This is a genomic window from Ignavibacteriales bacterium (genome assembly GCA_016700155.1).
Lineage (GTDB): Bacteria > Bacteroidota > Ignavibacteria > Ignavibacteriales > Ignavibacteriaceae.
In genome coordinates this window covers 1,096,672-1,118,447 of the sequence record CP065001.1, presented here as the reverse complement: position 1 = coordinate 1,118,447, position 21,776 = coordinate 1,096,672, and the positions used below count along the sequence as shown (strand labels likewise).

At 37.4% G+C, this 21,776-nt stretch carries 16 protein-coding genes; 7 read left to right on the top strand and 9 right to left on the bottom strand.

Annotation, left to right across the window (positions count from 1 at the left end; translation table 11 throughout):
* Positions 1-9 precede the first annotated feature (9 nt).
* The 3 genes from IPM56_04645 to IPM56_04635 are packed head-to-tail and all read right to left on the bottom strand — an operon-like array spanning position 10 to position 3,301.
* Complete coding sequence (locus IPM56_04645; GenBank protein QQS37247.1) at positions 10-1,158, bottom strand: hypothetical protein; 1,149 nt, start codon at positions 1,156-1,158, stop codon at positions 10-12.
* Positions 1,155-2,399: a Ni/Fe-hydrogenase cytochrome b subunit gene (hybB, locus tag IPM56_04640; GenBank protein ID QQS37246.1), complete on the bottom strand. Its 1,245-nt coding sequence runs from the start codon at positions 2,397-2,399 to the stop codon at positions 1,155-1,157. Before hybB ends, IPM56_04645 begins: the two co-directional genes overlap by 4 nt.
* A 2-nt stretch (positions 2,400-2,401) precedes the next feature.
* Positions 2,402-3,301 (bottom strand): 4Fe-4S dicluster domain-containing protein, encoded by a 900-nt coding sequence (locus IPM56_04635; protein ID QQS37245.1) that lies wholly within the window; start codon positions 3,299-3,301, stop codon positions 2,402-2,404.
* Positions 3,302-3,685: 384 nt separating this feature from the next.
* Between IPM56_04635 and IPM56_04630 the strand changes: the two genes are divergently transcribed.
* The 3 genes from IPM56_04630 (at position 3,686) to IPM56_04620 (ending at position 7,845) form a co-directional block, all read left to right on the top strand.
* Entirely contained in the window at positions 3,686-5,302 is a 1,617-nt protein-coding gene (locus IPM56_04630; GenBank protein QQS37244.1) for a HAMP domain-containing protein, read from the top strand.
* A complete protein-coding gene (locus tag IPM56_04625; GenBank protein ID QQS37243.1) occupies positions 5,299-6,663 on the top strand; it encodes a sigma-54-dependent Fis family transcriptional regulator in 1,365 nt (454 codons plus the stop codon). Before IPM56_04630 ends, IPM56_04625 begins: the two co-directional genes overlap by 4 nt.
* A 192-nt stretch (positions 6,664-6,855) precedes the next feature.
* Positions 6,856-7,845 carry a DUF362 domain-containing protein gene (locus IPM56_04620; GenBank protein QQS37242.1) on the top strand — a complete coding sequence of 330 codons (990 nt, stop codon included), beginning with the start codon at positions 6,856-6,858 and terminating at the stop codon, positions 7,843-7,845.
* A gap of 162 nt (positions 7,846-8,007) precedes the next feature.
* On the opposite strand, the gene IPM56_04615 is transcribed toward IPM56_04620, so the two are convergent.
* The 6 genes from IPM56_04615 to IPM56_04590 all read right to left on the bottom strand — a co-directional run bounded on the left by IPM56_04615 (position 8,008) and on the right by IPM56_04590 (position 14,873).
* Entirely contained in the window at positions 8,008-9,234 is a 1,227-nt protein-coding gene (locus IPM56_04615; protein ID QQS37241.1) for a radical SAM protein, read from the bottom strand.
* Between the two features lie 313 nt (positions 9,235-9,547).
* Positions 9,548-11,074 carry a DUF1501 domain-containing protein gene (locus IPM56_04610; protein QQS37240.1) on the bottom strand — a complete coding sequence of 509 codons (1,527 nt, stop codon included), beginning with the start codon at positions 11,072-11,074 and terminating at the stop codon, positions 9,548-9,550.
* A gap of 14 nt (positions 11,075-11,088) precedes the next feature.
* Positions 11,089-12,435, bottom strand: a complete 1,347-nt coding sequence (locus tag IPM56_04605) for a DUF1800 domain-containing protein (GenBank protein QQS38225.1) — start codon at positions 12,433-12,435, stop codon at positions 11,089-11,091.
* 239 nt (positions 12,436-12,674) lie between these two features.
* Positions 12,675-13,901 carry a M48 family metallopeptidase gene (locus IPM56_04600; protein QQS37239.1) on the bottom strand — a complete coding sequence of 409 codons (1,227 nt, stop codon included), beginning with the start codon at positions 13,899-13,901 and terminating at the stop codon, positions 12,675-12,677.
* 16 nt (positions 13,902-13,917) lie between these two features.
* On the bottom strand, positions 13,918-14,472 hold the full coding sequence (locus IPM56_04595; GenBank protein ID QQS37238.1) for a LemA family protein: 555 nt from the start codon (positions 14,470-14,472) through the stop codon (positions 13,918-13,920).
* Between the two features lie 11 nt (positions 14,473-14,483).
* Positions 14,484-14,873 (bottom strand): zf-TFIIB domain-containing protein, encoded by a 390-nt coding sequence (locus tag IPM56_04590; protein QQS37237.1) that lies wholly within the window; start codon positions 14,871-14,873, stop codon positions 14,484-14,486.
* A gap of 646 nt (positions 14,874-15,519) precedes the next feature.
* On the opposite strand from IPM56_04590, the gene IPM56_04585 reads away from it, so the two are divergent.
* The 4 genes from IPM56_04585 to IPM56_04570 all read left to right on the top strand — a co-directional run bounded on the left by IPM56_04585 (position 15,520) and on the right by IPM56_04570 (position 21,619).
* Positions 15,520-16,053 (top strand): hypothetical protein, encoded by a 534-nt coding sequence (locus tag IPM56_04585; protein QQS37236.1) that lies wholly within the window; start codon positions 15,520-15,522, stop codon positions 16,051-16,053.
* Positions 16,046-16,480 (top strand): hypothetical protein, encoded by a 435-nt coding sequence (locus IPM56_04580; protein QQS37235.1) that lies wholly within the window; start codon positions 16,046-16,048, stop codon positions 16,478-16,480. The genes IPM56_04585 and IPM56_04580 overlap by 8 nt, the downstream gene beginning before the upstream one ends.
* Positions 16,481-16,842: 362 nt before the next feature.
* The gene (locus IPM56_04575; protein QQS37234.1) at positions 16,843-19,017 is read left to right on the top strand and encodes a DEAD/DEAH box helicase; all 2,175 of its coding nucleotides are present in this window, start codon (positions 16,843-16,845) and stop codon (positions 19,015-19,017) included.
* Between the two features lie 190 nt (positions 19,018-19,207).
* Positions 19,208-21,619: a TonB-dependent receptor gene (locus IPM56_04570; GenBank protein QQS37233.1), complete on the top strand. Its 2,412-nt coding sequence runs from the start codon at positions 19,208-19,210 to the stop codon at positions 21,617-21,619.
* Positions 21,620-21,776 lie beyond the last annotated feature (157 nt).

Sequence of the window (21,776 nt, the reverse complement as noted above, 5' to 3'; positions counted from 1 at the left end):
ATCGCTCAATTACTTTTTAAGTGAAATTATCTTTCCCGGTTTTTTATTTGGGAAAGAAAAGTCTGATTCATGACAATTAGAACAATCAGGCTTTTTGCTGAAATTATTTTCTGAATGACAATCACCACAATCAAAGCTGCTGTGGGTCTCATCGAGAACTAATCCGGTTACTCTATGATCGAATGAACCGGAAACAAAATTCTTATGGCATGATTCGCACTTACGATCCAGTTTTTTGAATTTATTTCCCGAACCATGACATTTCTGACAGCTCAACTGTTTGTGATATTTGCTCAACTCCCAGCCTGTACTTACACCATGATTGAATGGCAGTTTTTCTTTATCTGAGTGACATGAATTGCAATCATCTTTTTCATGACATGATATACATCGTTTATGCTGTTCTTCAAATGATTTTTTCAGCGACTCACTGCTGGTTGTTTTTACAGTCGAGATTTTCTTATCAAGCTTATGGCAGCTGACACAGTTGTCATTCTTATGACAACTTTTACAATCAAGACTAAATAGTTTTGTATGCTCGTTATGGAAGAAAGTTACAACCGAACCTCTATCAGAATTGGTTTTGTAAACAAGTTTTTCCGGCTCCTTTACTTCAGGATGTTTCTTTTCCGAAATCTGTTTTACCTTCTGCATCGGGTCGCCTGATTTATTATCAGACTTCAGACTATGACAATAAACACAATCAGTTGAACCGCTCCATTCACGGTGACAATCCATACACTGCCTGTGATACGCACCTTTGAGGTCTGGTTTGCTTATGTCTTCTCTTTTACGGTTAGCTTCATGACAGTTCTCACATTTTTGTATTGGTCCTGAAGTATTAAAGTGATGACAGCCGGCACAACCTCCCGACATATCAGACATCTCAGCATGTATCCTGTGCGAAAACACAACTGAATTATATTGTGATTCAAGTTTACTGATAACGATTGCTTCCGGACTATCAGAAGCTTTCTGATGTACGGTTATCAATTCCATTCTTGGACAATCAAGAAGACAGGGGTTCTGTTTTGTTGGAAGATCACATGCGTGGCATGATTTACAATCAATAAGCTGCCGTGAATGGTTTGAATTAATTTTGTTTTGGGCAGCAAGTACTGCTGATAAAATCAAAATAAGAAATAAAACTTTTTTCATTTTCCTGTCCCCCTGATAGCATACTTTGTTTTTGGTGTGTGCTTTTTATCGTGACCACTTACTACAGGAAAGTTCATTACAATAAACCTGTACGCAAGAACAAGTAAAGCAACACAACCTGCTGTTACAGATATTTCTCCAAATGACGGGAAGTATGAATGCGAAGCATAAGGTGGTGTATAAGCAACAATAAAATTATTAACCCTGTTTATGAAAACGCCGAAGACAACAAGTGCTGCTGCAATAAATATCAGCGTCGGTGATTTTAATACTGTACGAGAAAGGAACATCCTTAACGGGATAATTACTCCTACAACAACTTCAATTGTGAACATTACGCTTTCAGTTGTTACTTCACCGAGATAAACAAATGTTTCCCTGATGAACATATCACCTATTTTTGCAGCGAGGTAAATTCCGAGGATCGGGGCAACCATGTTTCCAAGCCTGGATAGTACATCCATTTCAGGTTTTAATCCGAATGATCTTGATGCAATAAGCGATTCAAATATTACCATTGGGAATCCGACTGCAATAGCGGATAGCAAGAACAACAAAGGAAGAACTGGTGTCTGCCACAGAGGATGCATTTTTGAACCGGCTATCACCATCAATGTTCCCAATGAAGACTGATGCAATGATGAAAGAACAACTCCCGCGATAATAAAAATGAACATTGTTTTTGATAATCCCCTGTCAAGTACTCTTAGCAGCGAATCCACCGGCTTGTTAAATTTTGAAATGAATCCGGGAAGTTTAACCTTGCCGATGAACCTTTCTGTTACAACCGGCAGAAATTCGATATACAGAACAGTAAGATATATCATCACACAAATACCAACTTCAAACAACGCGGAATTACCGTTCCACATAACGAGAGGATGCCAGATAAAATAATAACGTCCGATATCTACAAACACTCCGAACGCAACGAATGTATAACCAAGCATTGCAGTAAGTAATGCAGGACGAACAACAGCATGATATCTTTCCCTGTGCATAACGTGACCCAATGCTGCTGTAGTAAAACCGCCAGCCGCAAGCGCAACACCGGCTGCAACATCAACTCCAATCCACAAACCCCAGGGGAATTGATTATCTAAATTTGTTACTGCACCCATCCCGAATAAGAATCGACCGAGAAGAAAAACAATTCCGTTCACTGCAATCACAGCAAGAATCATTACTCCTGGTGTCCAGAATTTTTTTGTTAATACCGGTTCAGCATTTACATGTTCCATTGTTACACCTTCTCCTTCTCGTCACGCTTTTTTGTTATCCACATAAGTCCGCCTAACAAAGCGTAAAGTGAAACAGGTGGAACGAAGTAAGCGAATATTCCATGCTGGATTGATTCAGAAACACCGGGCGCGGGATTTTGGGGGAGTTTCGGGAAATCTAATTTTTCAAACTCAACACCTGACAGATACATCCAGGCTGTGCCGCCAACTTCATATTCGCCGTAAATGTGATCAACGTATCTTTCAGGATTTCGTTTAATTCTTTCGCGGGCAATTTTAATCAGTTCAGTACGTGGTCCGTATGTAAGTGCTTCCACCGGACAAATCTCAATACAGGCAGGAAGTTTTCCTTCCTTTGTTCTGTCAAAACAAAAATCACATTTTTTTATATCAGGTGATAATGCTTCTTCATATTCAAAAGCCGGAATCTGGAAAGGACAAGCAACCATACAATAGCGGCAGCCTATGCACATATCCGTATCCCATAGAACAGTGCCGTTCTCCTGCTTTGAAAACGCTCCAACTATGCAGGCCGAAACACACGCCGGATGATCGCAATGCATACATTGAACTTTAACATCGTACGGAAGTGAAACATTCGTGGGATTTTTATATTCGTTCACCACTGTTAATGCTTTATCATTTGGTCTTCTCATCTTCTCATAAACTGATCTGTCTGCGTAATCCTCAATGTTTCCTGCGGGAAGATCGTGAGCATTTTTACATGCCCATTCACAATTCCTGCAGCCAACGCAGACGGTAGTATCGACCAGTACTCCCATACGGTCTTCGGATAAAATATTTTCAGGTGCAGCTTTGGCAGGTTTGGAAGATAACCCGGTTATTCCGGCGCCGAGCAGTGCAGTGGTTTTGAAGAAGTCTCTTCGGTTTTGTTTAGCCATTTTGTCCCCGGTATTTCTACTGAAAAATCATTGATGAAAAATTATTCATCACGCTGGTGCAAGTAATAGAAAATTATGCCAGAACAACTGTTGTAGATATTAACAATTGAGTTTCAATAAAGAGAAAAATTGAATGATTTAACAACAACATTTTTAACGGTTGATATTCAGCAATTATTTTTTTTCTCATTGTTGACAAGCAGGGATTTTTCTTTTTGCCGTTAATGAGAAATTATTCAACACTGCAATTAATTCCCCTTTTTTTGCTTTGTATTGAAGCCCGATTTCACGTTGTAAAATTCAGCAAAGTGGACTAATTATTGTATATCTACGTCAGGTTTTGTGATCCATTCATGTAGGGAGTATGAACTCTCATAAAATAAAATGTGGGACAAGCTAAAAATTATAAAACGACTCTTCAGCAGGCTTAGTATAAAGCTTATACTTGGCATCTCCACCATCCTGCTGATCAACCTTGCAATTTACACTTACATAACCCACAAACATTTAAAAGCTAATCTGCTTGAAGCACGTTCTGAAAGTGCTTTTAATACAAGCGACCTTATAAAAAAATCCACACGCTATAGTATGCTGTTAAACAGGCGCGAAGATGTTTACCAGATAATCAATACAGTCGGAACTGAATCAGGTGTTGAGAGGATAAGAATATACAACAAATCCGGGCATATAAGTTTTTCTACCGATGCAAGTGAGATAGGACAATTTGTAGATAAGTATAATGAAGCCTGTGTTGTTTGTCATTCACAGAAAGAACTTCCTCACATTCTTCCAAAAGAAAAAATGATAAGAGAGTTTACAAGGACTGATGGTCGTAAAGTAATTGGATTAATCAATCCGATAAAAAATGATGAGGACTGTTATAACGATGCCTGTCATGCACATTCATCCGATACAAAAATACTTGGTGTACTTGATGTAATTCTCTCAACAGAAAAAAATGATGAACTTGTAAAAGCTAACATTAGCGATCTCTTCTCGAATGGTTTAATAATAACTGCACTCATCTCAGTTTTTTCAATCCTTCTGATTGCCATTGTGATAACAAAACCACTTAGTAAGATATCCAGGGGTATTGAAGAAATTTCAAACGGTATACTTGATTACCAGATTGATATAAATTCAAAGGATGAACTTGGTCAGATGGCGCTTCAGTTTAATTTAATGTCCAACAAACTTAAAACTGCATACGAAGAAATTAAGGACTGGTCTGAAACACTTAATCAGCGGGTGAATGAGAAGAACGAGGAACTAAAAAACATTTACGAACAAATATCACAGACTGAAAAACTTGCCTCACTGGGCAAACTTTCTGCAACTGTTGCACACGAATTGAATAATCCTCTGGAGGGTATTCTCACTTATTCAAAACTTATTTCAAAAAAATTAGCAAAGCTAAATGAGAATAATGATTTCACTGAAATGATAAGCTACCTTAAACTCATCTCGGACGAATCAACACGATGCGGAAAAATTGTTAAAGATCTTCTGTTGTTTGCGCGTAAAGGTACGACCGATTATTCCAATAATTATTTATCCGACATCATTGATAAAAGTTTAATGCTTCTCCGCCATCACTTTGAAATGAATAAAATAAAAGTGATACACAGATACTGCAGTGAGAATCCCGAAGTATACTGCGACAGTCAGAAAATTGTTCAGGCGCTTGTCGCTGTAATTGTCAATTCAATCGAGGCAATTGGGACAGAGGGAACAATAGACATACATTTAACAACTGATGAAGAATTTGCAAACATAAGAATTACAGATACAGGCAAAGGAATTGCTGAAGAAGATCAGCCATACATCTTTGAACCATTCTTTTCAACAAAAGGAAAAACAAGCGGAACAGGATTAGGACTTCCTGTTGCATACGGAATTGTTAATCAGCATAAAGGCAAAATGCGTGTTGAGCAGACATCGGCAAGGGGCACAACAATGTTAATTCAACTACCACTAACAAATTTTAATGAAGCGATATGAACAAAAAAGCAAAACTAATGATAGTCGATGACGAACAAATTGTCAGGCAATCACTTAAACACTGGTTTGAAGAAGATGGTTACCTGGTTGAGACCGCATCAGACGGTGAATCCGCATTTGAAAAATTTGAACGCGGAAAATTTGATCTGCTGTTCGTTGATATGAAAATGCCCGGAATGAGCGGACTTGATCTTCTCATCAAAGTTAAAGCGGTTGACCCTGATGTGGTAGTAATTCTGATCACTGCATTTGCTTCAGTCCCATCAGCAATAAAAGCTTTGAAGAACGGCGCGTTCGACTATATCACAAAACCAATTGATCCTGATGAACTTTCTCATCTTGCCGCGAACGCTGTAAAGCAGCGTGAACTGAAACTTGAAAACATCGCACTAAAAAGCAGTATCGATCAGATGGTAACACCCGATGCGCTTATCGGTGAAAGCAAAGAAATGAAAAAGATCCTGGCGCAGGTAACAACTGTTGCGCCTACCGACACAAATATCATCATAAGAGGTGAAAACGGTACGGGTAAAGAACTGCTGGCAAAAGCAATCCATACAAACAGTCAACGCAAGTATAAACCGTTTGTATCGGTTAATTGCAGTGTGTTATCTGATCAGCTAATTGAATGCGACTTGTTCGGACATGAGAAGGATGCACTTTCAGGTTTACATTTTAAACGCAGAGGTAAGCTGGAAACTGTCGCGGGAGGAACTTTATTTCTTGATGAAGTCGCATCACTTTCACCAAGTATGCAATTCGCTCTTCTCAAAATAATTGAATCAAAACAGTTCCAGCGTATAGGAAGTACTGATGCTATTGCAACGGACTTCCGTCTTATTGCAGCGACCAATGCACCGCTCGATGAAATGGTTAAGGAAGGTACCTTCCGTGAAGATCTGTATTACAAAATGAATGTTGTTTCAATTGCATTGCCTACACTACGTGAAAGGATTGAAGACATACCAATACTGACAGATCACTTCCTCAAAAAATTTACTGCGTCAATGAATAAATGTGAAAAAAGTTTTTCACGTGAGGCTATGGATTTCCTGATGAATTACGAATGGCCCGGCAATGTACGCGAACTTGAGAACGCAATTGAAAGAGCTGTTGTTGTCAGTAAGAAAGAAACGATTGAAGTTGATGATCTCCCATTCAGGATAAGCTCACAGAATTATTATTATGATGGTCACGATAAGAGTCTTTCCGCAATGGAGAAGAAGCATATCACCATTATACTCCACGAGAATAAATGGAACATCTCGCGCAGCGCGGAGATGCTTAACATTGACAGAGTAACTCTCTACAACAAGATCAGTAAGTACGGACTGCAGAGAAAAAAAAGGGGTGAAGTGTAGTATGTTAATTTTTAAAGATGACATCTTTTCCTGAAGATGTCATCTTTATAACTTTTTTACAAACGGGTATCTGTTTAAAATCAAACCAACCAAAAATATTTTAGAAATTACAAATAGCTCTTGATACAGCATTTTTACTGACGTAAGTTTTCCCTTAGAAAATTTTTATATAAGTACAAAGGGAGAATAAAAATGTTAAAGTATATCAAATCTCTTCTTCTTATCGGTTTAATCATTTCAAACGTTAATATTCTTGCAGCGCCGCAGGGATTGGACACAGAAAAATCTGCCGCAACAAATACAGGCAATCAACCAATTGTGTATATGACTAAAAATATTACTCCCGATGGGTTGATGGCTGTATACAACGCGCTGAATCATAAATTACCTGGAAAGGTCGCAGTTAAAATCAGTACAGGCGAACCGGGTGGGAAAAATTTTCTTTCACCGGATTTGATTAAAGAATTAGTCCACGAAGTAAACGGAACAATCGTTGAATGTAACACGGCATATGGTGGTCCAAGGTCAACAACTGAGTCACATAAAAAGGTAGCTGAAGATCATGGTTTTACCGCGATTGCTAATGTGGATATCCTTGATGAAGACAGCTCAATTTCTTTGCCTTTTGATAAAGGTGTTAATATAAAGGAAGACTTCGTCGGCTCACATTTCAGGAACTATGATTCGTTTATCATTTTATCTCACTTCAAAGGTCATCAGATGGGTGGATTCGGAGGAGCGATAAAAAATATGTCTATCGGAATTGCCTCTGCAGGCGGTAAAGTGTGGATACACACTGCTGGTTTAACTGATAAGACCACAGAATTTATGAAAGCATTTACAATACCACAGGATAAATTTCTTGAATCAATGGCAGAAGCTGCCGGTGCGATTATAGAAAGTCTTGGTAACAAGATTCTTTATATAAGTGTTATGAACAATTTATCGATTGATTGTGATTGTAATAACAACCCGACAAAACCAACTATGAATGATATCGGTATATTATCATCCGACGATCCTGTTGCACTTGATCAGGCTTGTGTTGATCTCGTTTATAAAGCACACGACGGACATGATCTGATTAAAAGAATGGAAGAAAAAAATGCAATACATACACTTGAACATGGTGAAATGCTTGGTATCGGAAGCAGAACTTATGAGCTCGTAATTATAGAGTGAACAGGAGCAAGAGACTATCTAAAGTTAGGTGAGATTCTGGCAGCTATTGAATGAATAAATGAAAGTACAATTTTAATAATACTGTCGCAGTCATGTCTGCGACAGTTTCGAAAAAATAAATTGGTTCTCAGATAATTATAATCTAAATCAATTCAGTTTGTACTAATTCACATCCTTGCGAACACTTCGTAAAAACGTTCCGAACTTTTTCGGTTCTTCAAGTCTGCACGAGTAAACAAGTTTATCGTTCCAAACAGTAATGTCCGGACAGCCATCGCACATATTCTGTCCACCATCCTGCATAAAGTCAACCGGCTGTATAAACATAATTGATTGGAAGTGAAGCTTCTTGAAAATCCTGAATGGATTTGCGATAAGATAACCAAGATATTTCTTTGCAGACTTTCCAGCACCTTTATCTAATATAGCCAGCAAAAGAATTGATTTACCCAATCCTGTTTCTTTTGGTGAAGCATACGACAAATATTTTCCAGTTCTGAAGTGGTAACTGCTCATCACAAATTCCATAAACTTAGGACCCATATAACCGAATATTCTGCCTTTCACTCCAACCCTTTCAGTCAGCATCCACTTGAATGAATCAGCAGCTTCGGTGCCGTTAAGATACGCCGCCGGAGTAAACTCCGGAAATTTTTCTCTTACCTTTGCAAGAACATCAGTTGATTTAATATCCACTTTTCTGACTCTGTCTGTGTGATACATTATTTTATCCCAGTCAACTTTCTGTCCTCCGGCATACCAGTCAAGAGGCATATCAGGAATCACATACCTGTATGCGATGAATACCATAGTCTGCACTATATCAATATTCTTCTGAGCCCATTCAATCATATCAGGAACAAACTGAAGTGTATCTTCATACACTGTCGAGTTGAATGAACATGAAATACCTTTTGCGTCAGCGAGCATTCTTGCATAATGATAACGGAGTTCATTCAGTTCAAGTTCATTCTTACCTTTCCATTCGCCGGGTCTTCCCTGCTTACTGTCAACGTGAAATGTGAATCCAAACACTCCGGCTTTTTTAAGTTCAGTAAGAAGTTCTTTAGTTAATGCTTTGCCGTTTGTGTTCAAGACTGGTTTTATTCCTCTCGATTTTATATCGCTAACAATATCAATTATCTGCGGATGTAATAGTGGATCACCGCCTGCGATAGATATGCAGTCCGATGTACGCATTTTCTGGAAGACATCAAGTTCGTGTTTTACTTCATCTAAAGTTTTATGCGAGTCGTTAACATTCTCCCTGTAACAACCGTCACAGGCTAAGTTACAGGCTGATGTCGGTTCGAGCCAGGAGATTGCGTTATCTGGTAAAGTCCAAGGTAAGCGGTACAGTTTTGTGTGATCAACAATTGAGGAGTTCATACACCCTCCAATACTTTTTTATAATGAAACTGAATTTTTTGTTAGTTGATTTGAATAAATCAATCAAAAATCTGCTGGGCAAAAAGTAATAATCCATGCAAAGTATTTCAATATTAAAACTGTTAACTGAGTATTAATAATTTTGAATCGTAAAGCAGAAGTGAATATTTGACAAGTGCTAATTTTTTTTATTCGGCAAATGAACGATTCTTATTCTGTTTTAATTGACCGGCTTTTCATTTCTATCAATGTTATTCAAAAAAAATGCTGAAGGTCATTCAGCATTTTCATTAATAAAATATTTAGTAAAAAATTATTTTAATAACACCATTTTAATTGTTTGTCGATAAGAACCTGATTCAAGCCTGCAATAATAAACACCGCTTGGATAATCACCGCCGCCAAAGCGAACAGTGTAGTTGCCTGCTTCCTGGTAACCACTTGCTAGTGTGACAACTTCATCACCGACAGGTGAAAATACTTTTAATTTTATTGACTGCGGAACCCTGAGAGAATAGTTTATCGTTGTGTATGGATTAAACGGATTCGGATAGTTCTGTCTTATCTGGAAAGCACTCGGTCCGCCAGATGCAATATTCTTAACAGATATCAATGGCAGTGTTTCAAAACTTCTTGTCAGTACTTCAGGCATTCTGTCGGCAGGCATACCTAATTGATCTCTTAATAAAGTTGCATAAATCTGTCTGAAGTCATACTCATATTTTATATCACCGTTATTATCAAGATCAGCTAAGTCAGGATTATTTCCAACCACTCCGCCTTTAACATTTTTTCCAATTACAAATAATGGTGCAGCAGTTCCGTGATCGGTACCGCCGCTGCCGTTCTGTTCAACTCTTCTTCCGAATTCAGAGAAAGTCATCAGTACAACTCTGTCTGCAACACCGAGCAATTCAAGATCCTGCTGGAAGGCTGCTATTGCTTCTGACATACCGCCTAACAGATTTGCATGACTTCCGGACTGACCCGAATGTGTATCAAATCCACCGATTGAAGTTAAGTATACGGGTGTCTCAAGTCCGCCTGCAATTAGTTCAGCAACGATTGCAAGCTGTCTTCCTAACTGAGAGTTTGGATATGTAGCCAGGTTTTGTACTGTGTCTGCTTTCTCCTTAATTATTTGTGCATAACGTATTGAGCGTGCTGCAATTTCTTTGATGTATCTTAACTGATTCCCCGCTATTGTGTTTGGCGGCGGATCGTTATCGGCTGTGCTTCCATTTATTAGCTGATAAAATTGATTTGGATTCTCAAACGAAATTCCCATTGTTCCCTGGCAGGTACATTCAAGCAACGCAGATTGTGTTGAACCAATCTGTATAGCCATCGGGTGATCTAAATTGAATTCGGTGTACTCCGGAAATACTCTTGCAAGAAATCTTCCCACCCAGCCATCATCAATTACAACATTGGAATCTGATGCACTTAACCAGATATCAGTAGATCGGAAGTGCGATCTGTCGGGATTTGCATAACCGACATTCTGCACAACTGCAACTTTACCTTCATCATACAATGATTTGATGGGCTGCATTGAAGGATGTAAACCTGTAAGGTTATTCAACCTTAGTGCGTCATTTTTTAGTATCCTGATGTTCGGTCGTGCGTTGTAGTACATACTATCTTCAATTGGTATTACTGTATTTAACCCGTCATTACCACCGCTCATCTGAAGCAGTACAATAACTTTTCCATTCACAGCCTGAATATTCAGGAAAGATTTTGCAAATGCTTTAACGGGAATGTTGCCGAGAGCCATTGAGACAGTTCCGGCTCCGGTTATTACTCCAAGGTTTCTTAAAAATGATCTTCTATCCATAAAAGTCTTTCCAATTATGTAAGTTGATATTCTGACAATCTCATTAACGCTTTAAAGAAAAGTTTAAGCCTGTCTTCAGCTTTGGGATCGCTGGTAGACCAATCATATACTTCAGCACCATCAAGCAAAGTATTTAAAAGGTATGCTTTCCTGTTTTCACTTAACGGGAACTGAATAAAAATTCTTGCTATATCATCTATCAATTGAACTGCATTTTCCGGTTCAGGAAATGTTCTTGCATACTCAACAAGATCAATTTCAAATGTGAAATTACCGCCGCCGGGTTTGTTTCCTGTTACTATCGCGTCAGTATAAATATTTCTTGCCGGAAGTGTTGTTGTATTTATCCATGTCTTATCACCATCCCAACCGCTTACGTTCGGCGGTGAGAATAATTCCTGTCTTAACTGGCTCGCAACTGAACGCATATAGCTGTAGTCCGGTGTGCTTATATTAAACTGTTTCATTGTTGCAAGTATAAACTCAACCGGGTTTTTTATTTTTGCAGCCCGGATTTCATCGGAATGAAATAGAACAGACTTAAAGAGTGTTGACAGAACCGGTTTCAGTTCATAATTATTTGATCTGAGAATCTCCGCCATTATTTCAACATTGGTTTCATCGGGAACAACGTGAACAAATTCTGAATATAGTTCCCTGCAGAAATACATAGCTGCAGCCGGCTGAGAGAAAATAATATCGACAATTTCAGTATGAGTAAAATTTCCGGTTTGATTCATAAAAGTTTTATCACCGTCATCAAATCGCGATTGTGTAAAGTAAGGTGTTAATCCTTCAACCCGCCAGCCTGTTAATGCTCTTGCTGCTTCCTGAATATCAGTCTCCGTATAGTTTCCTATTCCTAACGTGAATAGTTCCATTAGTTCACGTGCATAATTTTCATTGGGTGCGCCTTTACGGTTGCTTATTCCATCAAGATAAATAAGCATTGCTGCATCTAATGTTACTGCTTTTGTAAACTCGATAAGATTTCCCATAGCATGATCACGGAACAGTTTATTTTGCCAGTACATTCTCTGCGGCAGAACAACTTTTGTAACATCACTGACAAAATGATTATGCCAGAACAACACCATTCTTTCACGAAGGGAGTATCCCTGGTTCATCATTACATAATACCACCAGTTGATTAATTCTCTTGTTCTTTCCGTTCGGTTATCCGAAGAAGTATCATTAACCCAAAATCCCGGGCTTGCGGGTTCGGGCTTATCAGCAAGAAGGTGGTTATCAACAAATTCATCAAGTGTCATTGAGAGGGCGAACTCAATATCCTGCAGGTTATAACCAAAAAGTGTTCTTGATAATATGTGCCGCGCCGCTGTTTCATCCCACGCGGTTATTTTATTAAAGTTGTTTCCACTTTTCACTTGAGTGCCTTTATTTAGTTTTGAGTTGGATATTACTATGGTAGCTTGTGGCATTTAAGTAAATAATATGCCAGAGACAAATTGTTGGTAATCCGCAATAAAAAGAGGGCAAAAATTTATCGCTGAATATTTTACTTGTAATAATTTCAGGGAAGGATTTTTTTTACGAGCAGAAATTATTTCAATACAGAAGAATTACAAAATGAGATTACTTAAACTGCCTGAGAAATTTTATGTACAGTTTTACATCTTGGACAAATTATCTGAGGTTTGTTACTACCAAAACCTGGTGGAAGTTTTAATTTCATTCCGCACGAACAATTAATAATTGAATAGCCATTCAACTTCATAACAGCGTCACCAACAGTCCTCTTATTTTCTTTGTAGTCAAATTTCTGTTCCGAAGCCACAGGTGCAATTGCCATCAATGGCATCGTATCACCTGTGATAGCTGAATCGGGAATAATCTTCGATGTACCACCATGCACTTTATTAAAAGCATTTTGATAAGATCTATAATCAATATTGCCGCCAAGGTTTCTCAAAATTCTAATGCGTTCAGAAATGGGAGGATGAGTGCTGGTAAGATCTGAAAGTTTCATCCCCTTTTTCTTAAGAGGATTAATGATATACATTGGGGCAGTGACTTTGTTCGCAGAAGGAAGTTCAATATTACTTGATGAAATTTTTTCTAAAGCTGATGCTAGACCTTCCGGATACCTTGTGAACCTGACGGCTGAGGCATCAGCAAGATATTCTCTCTTCCTGCTGATGGCAAAATAAAGTAGCCTTGCTATAATAGGTGCGAGTATTGCAAAGACCAAAGCGACAATCATAATTATCAACTGAGCCTGACCACTGCTTTTGGATTTAGAACTGTAACGTTTGCCTCCGCCTAACCATAAACTTCTTAAAAACACTTCTGAAATTATTACAATACTGCCGAGCATTACTCCGGCAAAAGTCATTAACAAGACATCCCGATTAACGATATGCGCCATTTCATGGGCTATCACACCCTGCAGTTCATCACGGTTTAACCTTGACAATAATCCGGATGTTACTGCGATTGCACTCTTTTCTGGTTTTATACCTGTGGCAAATGCGTTTGGGGCTTCTTCATTTATGATGTAGATCTTTGGCATGTAAGGCAACGCTGAGGCGATTTTCATTTCTTCAACAACGTTAAATAATTGCGGATGTACAGATTGGGTGACTTCTTTTGCTTTGCTGACACTTAAAAGAATTGAACTTCCCGCAAAATAACTTATTGAAGAAAGTATGGTCCATAGAATTATAGCGAAGAATATTCCAACAAAACCACCTTCATCTCCTATATAGGCAGTCCCGATTAGAAAGCCTAAAAGGATAAGCAGTAAACCCATCCCGATAAAAATGATGATCGATTTACGCCTGTTACTTTTTATCAGTTCCCACATATTTACTTAACCCGGATCAGAAACTCACTTTCGGAACTTCTTTTTCTTTTTGGTCTTCCAGTTCAAAGAATACTTCTTTAACAAACTTGAACATTCCCGCGATTATGTTCGATGGGAACATTTCAATTTTATTGTTATAAAAAAGTACCTGGTCATTATAACTCTGCCGCGAAAATGAAATCTTATTTTCTGTTGATGTTAACTCTTCCTGCAATGCTAAAAAGTTCTGGTTTGCCTTAAGATCAGGATAATTTTCAACTACAACATTCAGTTGACCCAATGCCCCGCTGAGCAATCCTTCGGCTTTTGATTTTTCACTAATTGTTCCTGCACCCATTGCCTGACTGCGGTAACGTGTGATGTTCTCTAATGTTTCTTTCTCGTGTTTTACATAACCTTTAACCGTCTCAATGAGATTTGGTATAAGGTCGTGACGTCTTTTCAATTGAACATCAATTTGTGACCAAGCATTTTTCACCTGGTTCCTTAATGCAACAAGTGAATTGTAAATAGAAATGAGATAGAATATCACTATCACAATAAGTACGATAAGAACAATAGCAAATATCATTGTTTACTCCGCTATTTTTTTGAATAATTAAAAATTTCGTTTAAAAATTCAGAGATCTCGTTTCCCGAATCCGAGTTAATCAGATTTACTGCGCGCTTCAGTTCGTCATTGTCAAACCAGATACCATGTTTGTATTCACAAACATCAAGTACAAGATCATCTGATTTACCGAAAAAATATTTTTTCATATGTTTATTACAGATCGGACAGTGCCGGGCTGATTCTTTAAGTCCGCCGGCAGCCCTGAAATGCTGCTCAAGTTCATCGTTTATTTGATTTCCGGATAGTAATTCAAGTTCACCGGCATCAAGCCAGATTCCTGAACAATTAGTACAATAATCTATCTCGACTTTATTAAGTTCGAGAATAATTAGTTCATCTTTACAAGCCGGACATTGCATAGGTTAAAATTAGTTATAGAAATTTTATGGATAAATATATGATATAATTTCATCTATGCATACAGATATTTCATTGCTTAAAAACATTTTACACTGTGGTAAAAATTACATTCCAAAGGTAAATCATGGAATTCACAAGCTATAACAAACAAATACAAAACAATTCTTTAAGTACCTTTTGGACAATAACTGGAATCAAAACTTAAGAATCGTTTCCACTTTAGTTTTATTCTAAATATTTAAGTTCAGGTCAAATATAATTTGTTAAAACTGACCGGTTAACATTCAAATTAAATTTCTGTCATCGATAATTATCAATAAAATAAAGGCTATTAAGTGGCTTACAAAAATAATTTTTGTGAACTGAACAACCGGCAACACAAATCTTTTCAGCGATATTATTTTAGTAAAGCTCTGGCGAGCGATGCATGTAAACTTCATCATCATTGAGTAGAATCACAATTCATATCCAACTCTAACACATTGTGGCATTGTATATGCTATCTCTTAATAAATTTTATGAAAAACTTGTAAAAATGGTATTGGGCATGTTGCTATTCAGTTTGACCTGCATACAGCTCATAATTGAAAATAGTGAAAAAATTATTAGATTAACTAATAATTAAATTAAGTAATAGAGGATAAAATGGAATTAGCCAAAATTGCGTTTCTTGAAACTTACTCCGTTGAAAATAATGCCGGAGTAATGGGTGCCATATTAGTCAGCGATGCAGATACAAAACCGCTTGAATTCCGTGTTACAGCGCCTATCAAAACTACTAACTTCCAGAAAACATTATACGGAGATGTTCTTCTCGAACATATACTTGTGGAGCTTATTTCCGTACCTCTTATCGGCGCAATAAATGAACAACTTGATCTGATACTTGTACGTGATCCTTTATTCCTTGGTGCAAATAATAAACAGGGAGTAAGAGTTGTAAGAATTTTCAAGGATGACGAAGACAAAGGAAGATCCGGCAAGGCTAAAGAAGAAATAAAATCAATGAGCAGCGATTCAGGTAAAATATTTATTGAAACATCAAAGAAGTTTGAATCCGAGTTACCTGCAATTCGTGACAGATTAAATGCAATCGCAGAAAACAGAAATTTAATTGAACCTTTCGAGCGCTTAAAAATAGCTTGCGAACAGGTTCATTTAGAAAAGACTGGTGAATAATAATCTTATGTACGAAAAGATTAGAAAAAAACTTGCTCAATCGGTAAGTGAAGTTGAAACTACCGAGCAGTTTGTCTGGCACAAATGGCTGCGCAGACCCGTAATCGAGGAGATGAACCCGGGTTCGATGTCCAGCCGTGTTTTGCAGTTTGATAATCTTAAAAAAGAAATTGAAATACCGGCAAACGAAACAAGAGATATTAAGTTTGCTAAAGTAAAACTCCTTAAATACGCGAAGAAGTTTTACCTGACTAAGTCAAAAACCAATGCTATATTTTTCGGATTCGGGAAACCATTTCCAAGAGAAATTAAGTTCAACGCTGATTTTAAATTCAGCATGCTTTTTTCTTCTTCCTTTGTATTCGATAAACTGAAATTGTTCTACAAGGAAAAAAAAAAGAAAAATCCGAAACTTCGTTTTGCTTAACACCGGCATTTAGAACTGTTGACTTAAGATTCCCTGAAATTAAATCCCGACCCCTTCAGGCTGCTGTCCCCTCTGCAGCTATTAAAAAATTATCCCTTGATTTAAAAGTCCCTGATACAAGAGACTGTCTGTCCAATCTTCAGTCTGAAGTAATAACCATTCAACTTTTAAACGCAAAAGAACTGACAGCGGAATCCTATAATGCAAAAATAAATTCATACGCTTTTGGATTCGGCGATAAAAAAGTATCAGTTAAAAGTCACGATAAGTTTGTAAACCCGTTTAAAGGATTTAAAATCAAACTCAGGAACATAAAAGTTCCGCCAAATCTAACTTCGATCCCTGAGATAAAACAAATTGATGTGTTGAATGTTGACAGGCTTGTGGAATCATTAAGTAAAAATGCCACTTACAAAAAGATTGTATCGGTTCCATTTGATATGATTAAAGAGCTGCCTAAGATCAGCAAAATTAAGCTGACCGGAATTGACAAGATAAAAATCTCAATGTTCGTCGCTAAAAATATTCAGCCAATTACAGCCAAGGTAAAAAAGAATTCTTTCATACAGTTTAATAAATCAGTCATCTCGGACAATAAATTTAAAGTTCCGCATGCTGTTCGCAGCAAATCCTGGAAAAATTTAATTGTAGATCCTGAAAAAGCAAAAGAAAAAAAGTCAGATAAAAAATCTCTTGAGCATATACTGCAGTCAGTATTAAATCCAAGTATGATGGCGGACATGCATTCTGCGGATGATATGCTTATCAGGCTTTATAATTACCAGAGAGATGATGTTCAGACTTTAATAGAAAATAATTATGTGCTCTTTGCAGATGAATACGGAACAGGAAAAACGGTTTCGACAATTGCTGCAATTAAACTCCTGCTAAAAAAAGGAAGAATAAAAAATGTTCTCATAGTTTCTCCGTCATATTTTGCCGGTGATAATGACCTGACCGAACGTACCGGAATGCCGATTGGCTGGAGCGGGCATTTAAATATGTGGGCACCCGAGCTTTCTATCTCCGATTTAAGCGGAACTGAGGACGAAATACTCAAAGGATTAAAAAAATCATCGCAGGTTTACTTCACAACGTACGAAACATTTTATGGCGGACTTGACGCAAAAATTCTTGATTCAGAAAAGTTCAAGAAGATTGACTGCCTGATATTTGATGACGTTCAAAATCTTGCGCAGGCAAAACACAAACTGGGCAAACTGTTCGGAAGTATAAAAACAAAATATATCTGGTGTTTATCCAACATGCCTCTTGATAAAATTCAGGATGAAATTGAAGGAATACTTAAACCGGTGATCAGCGCTGCAAAATCTTACCTGGTTGCTTCAAGAAAAATAAAAACGGATCTGGCTCAGTATACACCTCCTGTTATGCGGCAGGACTATTGGGTTCCGTTAGATGATGTTCAGAAAATTGAATACGATAATACACTTGAACTCGGAAGAGAAAGAATAATAAAATTAGTTGATGCCGGAAACCCATTCCTGATTCAGTCGAATGTATTTACACTTCTGCACCAGTTAAAGCAAGTCTGCAATTTTGGCGCTAACGCTGAATCGAGCGGCAAATCAGAGTTGCTCCAAAAACACATGGATATCATTGTAAAGAATAATAAAAAGGTCGTTATCTTTTCACAGTATGATAAGCTTGGAGTAAAAAGGATAGAAAGTCTATTTAAAAAATTAGGAATCAACTTTGTAAGTTATCAATCGGGTATGTCGATGAAAGAAATGGAATCGGCAATAAAATCATTCTCAACAGATAAAAGTGTTACAGCATTTATTGCCGGAGTAAAAACCGACAGAGTGAAAGTAAATCTTGGTCAGGCATCTTATCTAATAAATTTTGATCAATGGTGGAACCCCGTATCTACAATAAAGACGGAAGAAAACGTAAACAACCCGGACAAAAATAATCCGGCACAATTCGAGATGTTGAACTCGATTAATTATTTTGTTAAGGGAACTATTGAAGAAAAAATAAAAGAGATGTTGTTTGACAAGGGACTCGGCGAGGAAAACATTATAGAGTTCCTTACCCCGGAAATGATAAATGATCTGATAACGAATGATGAATGGTTAAAGATACTTGATGTAGCAAGTGATTATGATAAGAGCCGCGAAGAAGCAAAAATTATCAGTACATTAACGAAGATTCAAAAATTTTCAAACGCTGAGTTCATTGAAAAATCAATTCAGTTCTTTACTAAACTTGGATATAAAAATCTGAAATCAGAACCCACTCCTATTCCAAATGATATAAATATATCGGGCAGTGCCGTAAAATTCGGTCAGGAAGTTAAACTGTCAGCTAAATGTCTTACAACAGAAAATGCAGATGCTGCATCAATAAACAGTTATTTAAGGGATGAAGAGGAAAAAAATCCTAAAGGAAAAATTTTCATTCTCACACCTGCATTATTCGAAGAGGATAGTCTGATTTATCACAGAAAGAATGTAACAGTGCTTCCGGGCAATTTACTTTCCAAATACTATTCGCTTTTCAAAGTAATATAACTTAGAATATCATTGAACGAATCTGAACACCGTGTGGAGTACCACGGATAGCACTATTTTTGTTCTAAAGAAATCTTATCTTTGGAAAGAAATTTTTCATTTATAGCGATTAAAATTTTTCTACCGGCTCTTTAAACTAATTTACCCGCCGGACTGTCATACAACCGAATATAAAACCAGGATATGCGCGATGATTAGATCTAAATTGATAATAATATTTTTCTTTCTCACAATTACTTCTTTTTCCCAACCAACAGGCAATCTTTCAACCGGAACTGTTTCCGGATTTGTATTTGATGCGCTTTCCGGGGAGCCGATAGAATATGCCAACATCGTTTTGTTTTCAACTAACGACTCCCTGATGAGAGGCGGAACCATTACGGATAAAACCGGTAGGTTTTCATTGACTGGAATTAGAACGGGTTCGTATTACCTTGATGTAAGGTTTATTGGTTATGAAGATGAAAGATTCGAATTTGAAATAACATCATCAGCAAACGAAGTTAATCTTAATAACATTAAAATTTCGCCCACAGCAATTAATCTTGAAAATGTAGTTGTTGAGGGTGACCGTTCTCCCGTAACATATCACATCGATAAAAAAGTTGTTGATGTTTCTAAAATGCAAACGGTTATTTCTGGCAATGCTGCGGATGTGCTTGAGAATGTTCCATCAGTTACAGTTGATATTGAAGGCAACGTAAGTCTTAGGGGCAGTTCAAACTTTACTGTCCTTATCGATGGAAGACCTTCAGTAATGAATGGACAGGATGTACTTCAGCAAATACCTGCAAGTTCAATTGAAAAAATTGAGATCATTACCAATCCTTCAGCTAAATATGATCCTGACGGCACAGCGGGAATAATTAATATTCTGTTAAAGAAAAATCAAAATGTTGGAATGAGCGGAATATTAAATACCAATGTCGGGTTAAACGATAAGTATGGCGGTGATTTCCTATTTGAAAACCGCTCCGAAACAATTACAACAACTTTCGGCGTGGACTTTAACAAGAGGATTTTTCCCGGAAGCAGCCGTGAAGAAAACCGCTTTATAACAAGTAGTTCAACATCATTCCTTAACTCCAGCGGTTCAGCTGAATGGGGAAGAATAGCTTATGGACTGCGCGGAGGTCTTGAATTAAAATTCAGTGAAAATGATTTTGTCGGATTGGGAATAAGATATGGTTCTAGGGATGGTAAGAGAAATTCAAACCTTAACTTCCAGGAGTGGTCGCTGGCTAACCCGCAGCATTCATACTTTACCAGTAACAGTGAGAGGGAAAGAAACGGAGATTTTTATTCAGCGAACTTCAGTTATATAAAAAACCTCGGTGTAAAAGGACATGAATTGAAAACTGAATTTAATTTTGGTTACGATGAATCAGATGAATTTACTTTGACCCGTGAGATTGAAAATAATATTCAAACTGGGGGAAGGAGAACAAGGGAGTTTGGTCCTTCAAAAGAATTCGAAGGCAAGATTGATTACACACTTCCCTTTTCAGAAAAAAATAAATTTGAAGCAGGCTACGACGGTGAAATTGAAATCTCTGATGAAGGAAATGATCTTTCCGAGTTTAATCCTCAGACTGGTATTTTTGAATTGTTAGATCAGTTCTCAAACAGGACACGCTACAATGAAAGCGGACATTCTATTTATTCAATTTACTCAGATGAATTTTCCCCGTTAGGCATTCAGGCAGGAGTCAGAGGAGAATATACATACCGGACTATAGAACTGTTAAAACAGAGTCAGGAATTTAAAATCGACAGGTGGGATTTTTTCCCGACTTTACATGCCTCATATAAGTTCAGTGAAGGAACACAATTGATGGCAAGCTATACACGACGGATTGAAAGAGCAAGAGGTTGGCAGCTTGAACCGTTTCTTACTTGGATGGATGCAAATAACGTAAGGATTGGTAATCCGGCACTTCAACCGGAATTCATCGATTCGTATGAAACAGGAATACAATCCTTTATTGGTAAGGTTTCTGTTTCAGCGGAAGTTTATTACAGAAAGACTAATAATAAAGTAGAGAACGTAAGATCTGTCTATCAGCAGAATGTAACATTAAACTCAGTACAGAACATTGGATCAGATTATGCAATAGGCAGCGAATTCATGATCATTGCCGATCCCTTCGACTTCTGGAATCTGAATATAATGGCGAATGTTTATAACTATAAAGTAGAGGGTGTCCTTAACTCACAAGCATTTTCAAGAAACAGCAACAACTGGAACGGACGAATCAATAATGTTTTCAGGTTAGGTACGGCGACAAGTATGCAGTTTAATGTAAACTACAACAGCCCCACTGTTTCATCTCAGGGTAGAAGTGAAGGATTTTTCTCTTCCGATGCAGCTGTCAAGCACGATCTTTTTAACCGGAAATTGTCACTAACTCTTCAGGTCAGGGACATATTTGGTACTGCAAAACACGAATTCACTTCCCAGGGTCCGGACTTTTATAACTACAACTATTTTGAAAGAGAATCGCCATTTGTCATGCTAAGTATAAGATGGAATTTTAATAATTATAAACCAAAACGTGACCAGATTGAGCAGGAAGGTTTCTCTCCGGGTGAAGAGTTCTAATAATTACCTGGATCAAAAATTGACCCCGGTCAATTGATAAAAAATATTTTTATTGACCTAAAATCTATATTGATAAATGAGATTTAATTTTTATATTAGCAGTGTAATTCTGTTTTTCTATCTGCAGTAGAAAATAAAAAGCAGAATTATAACCCCC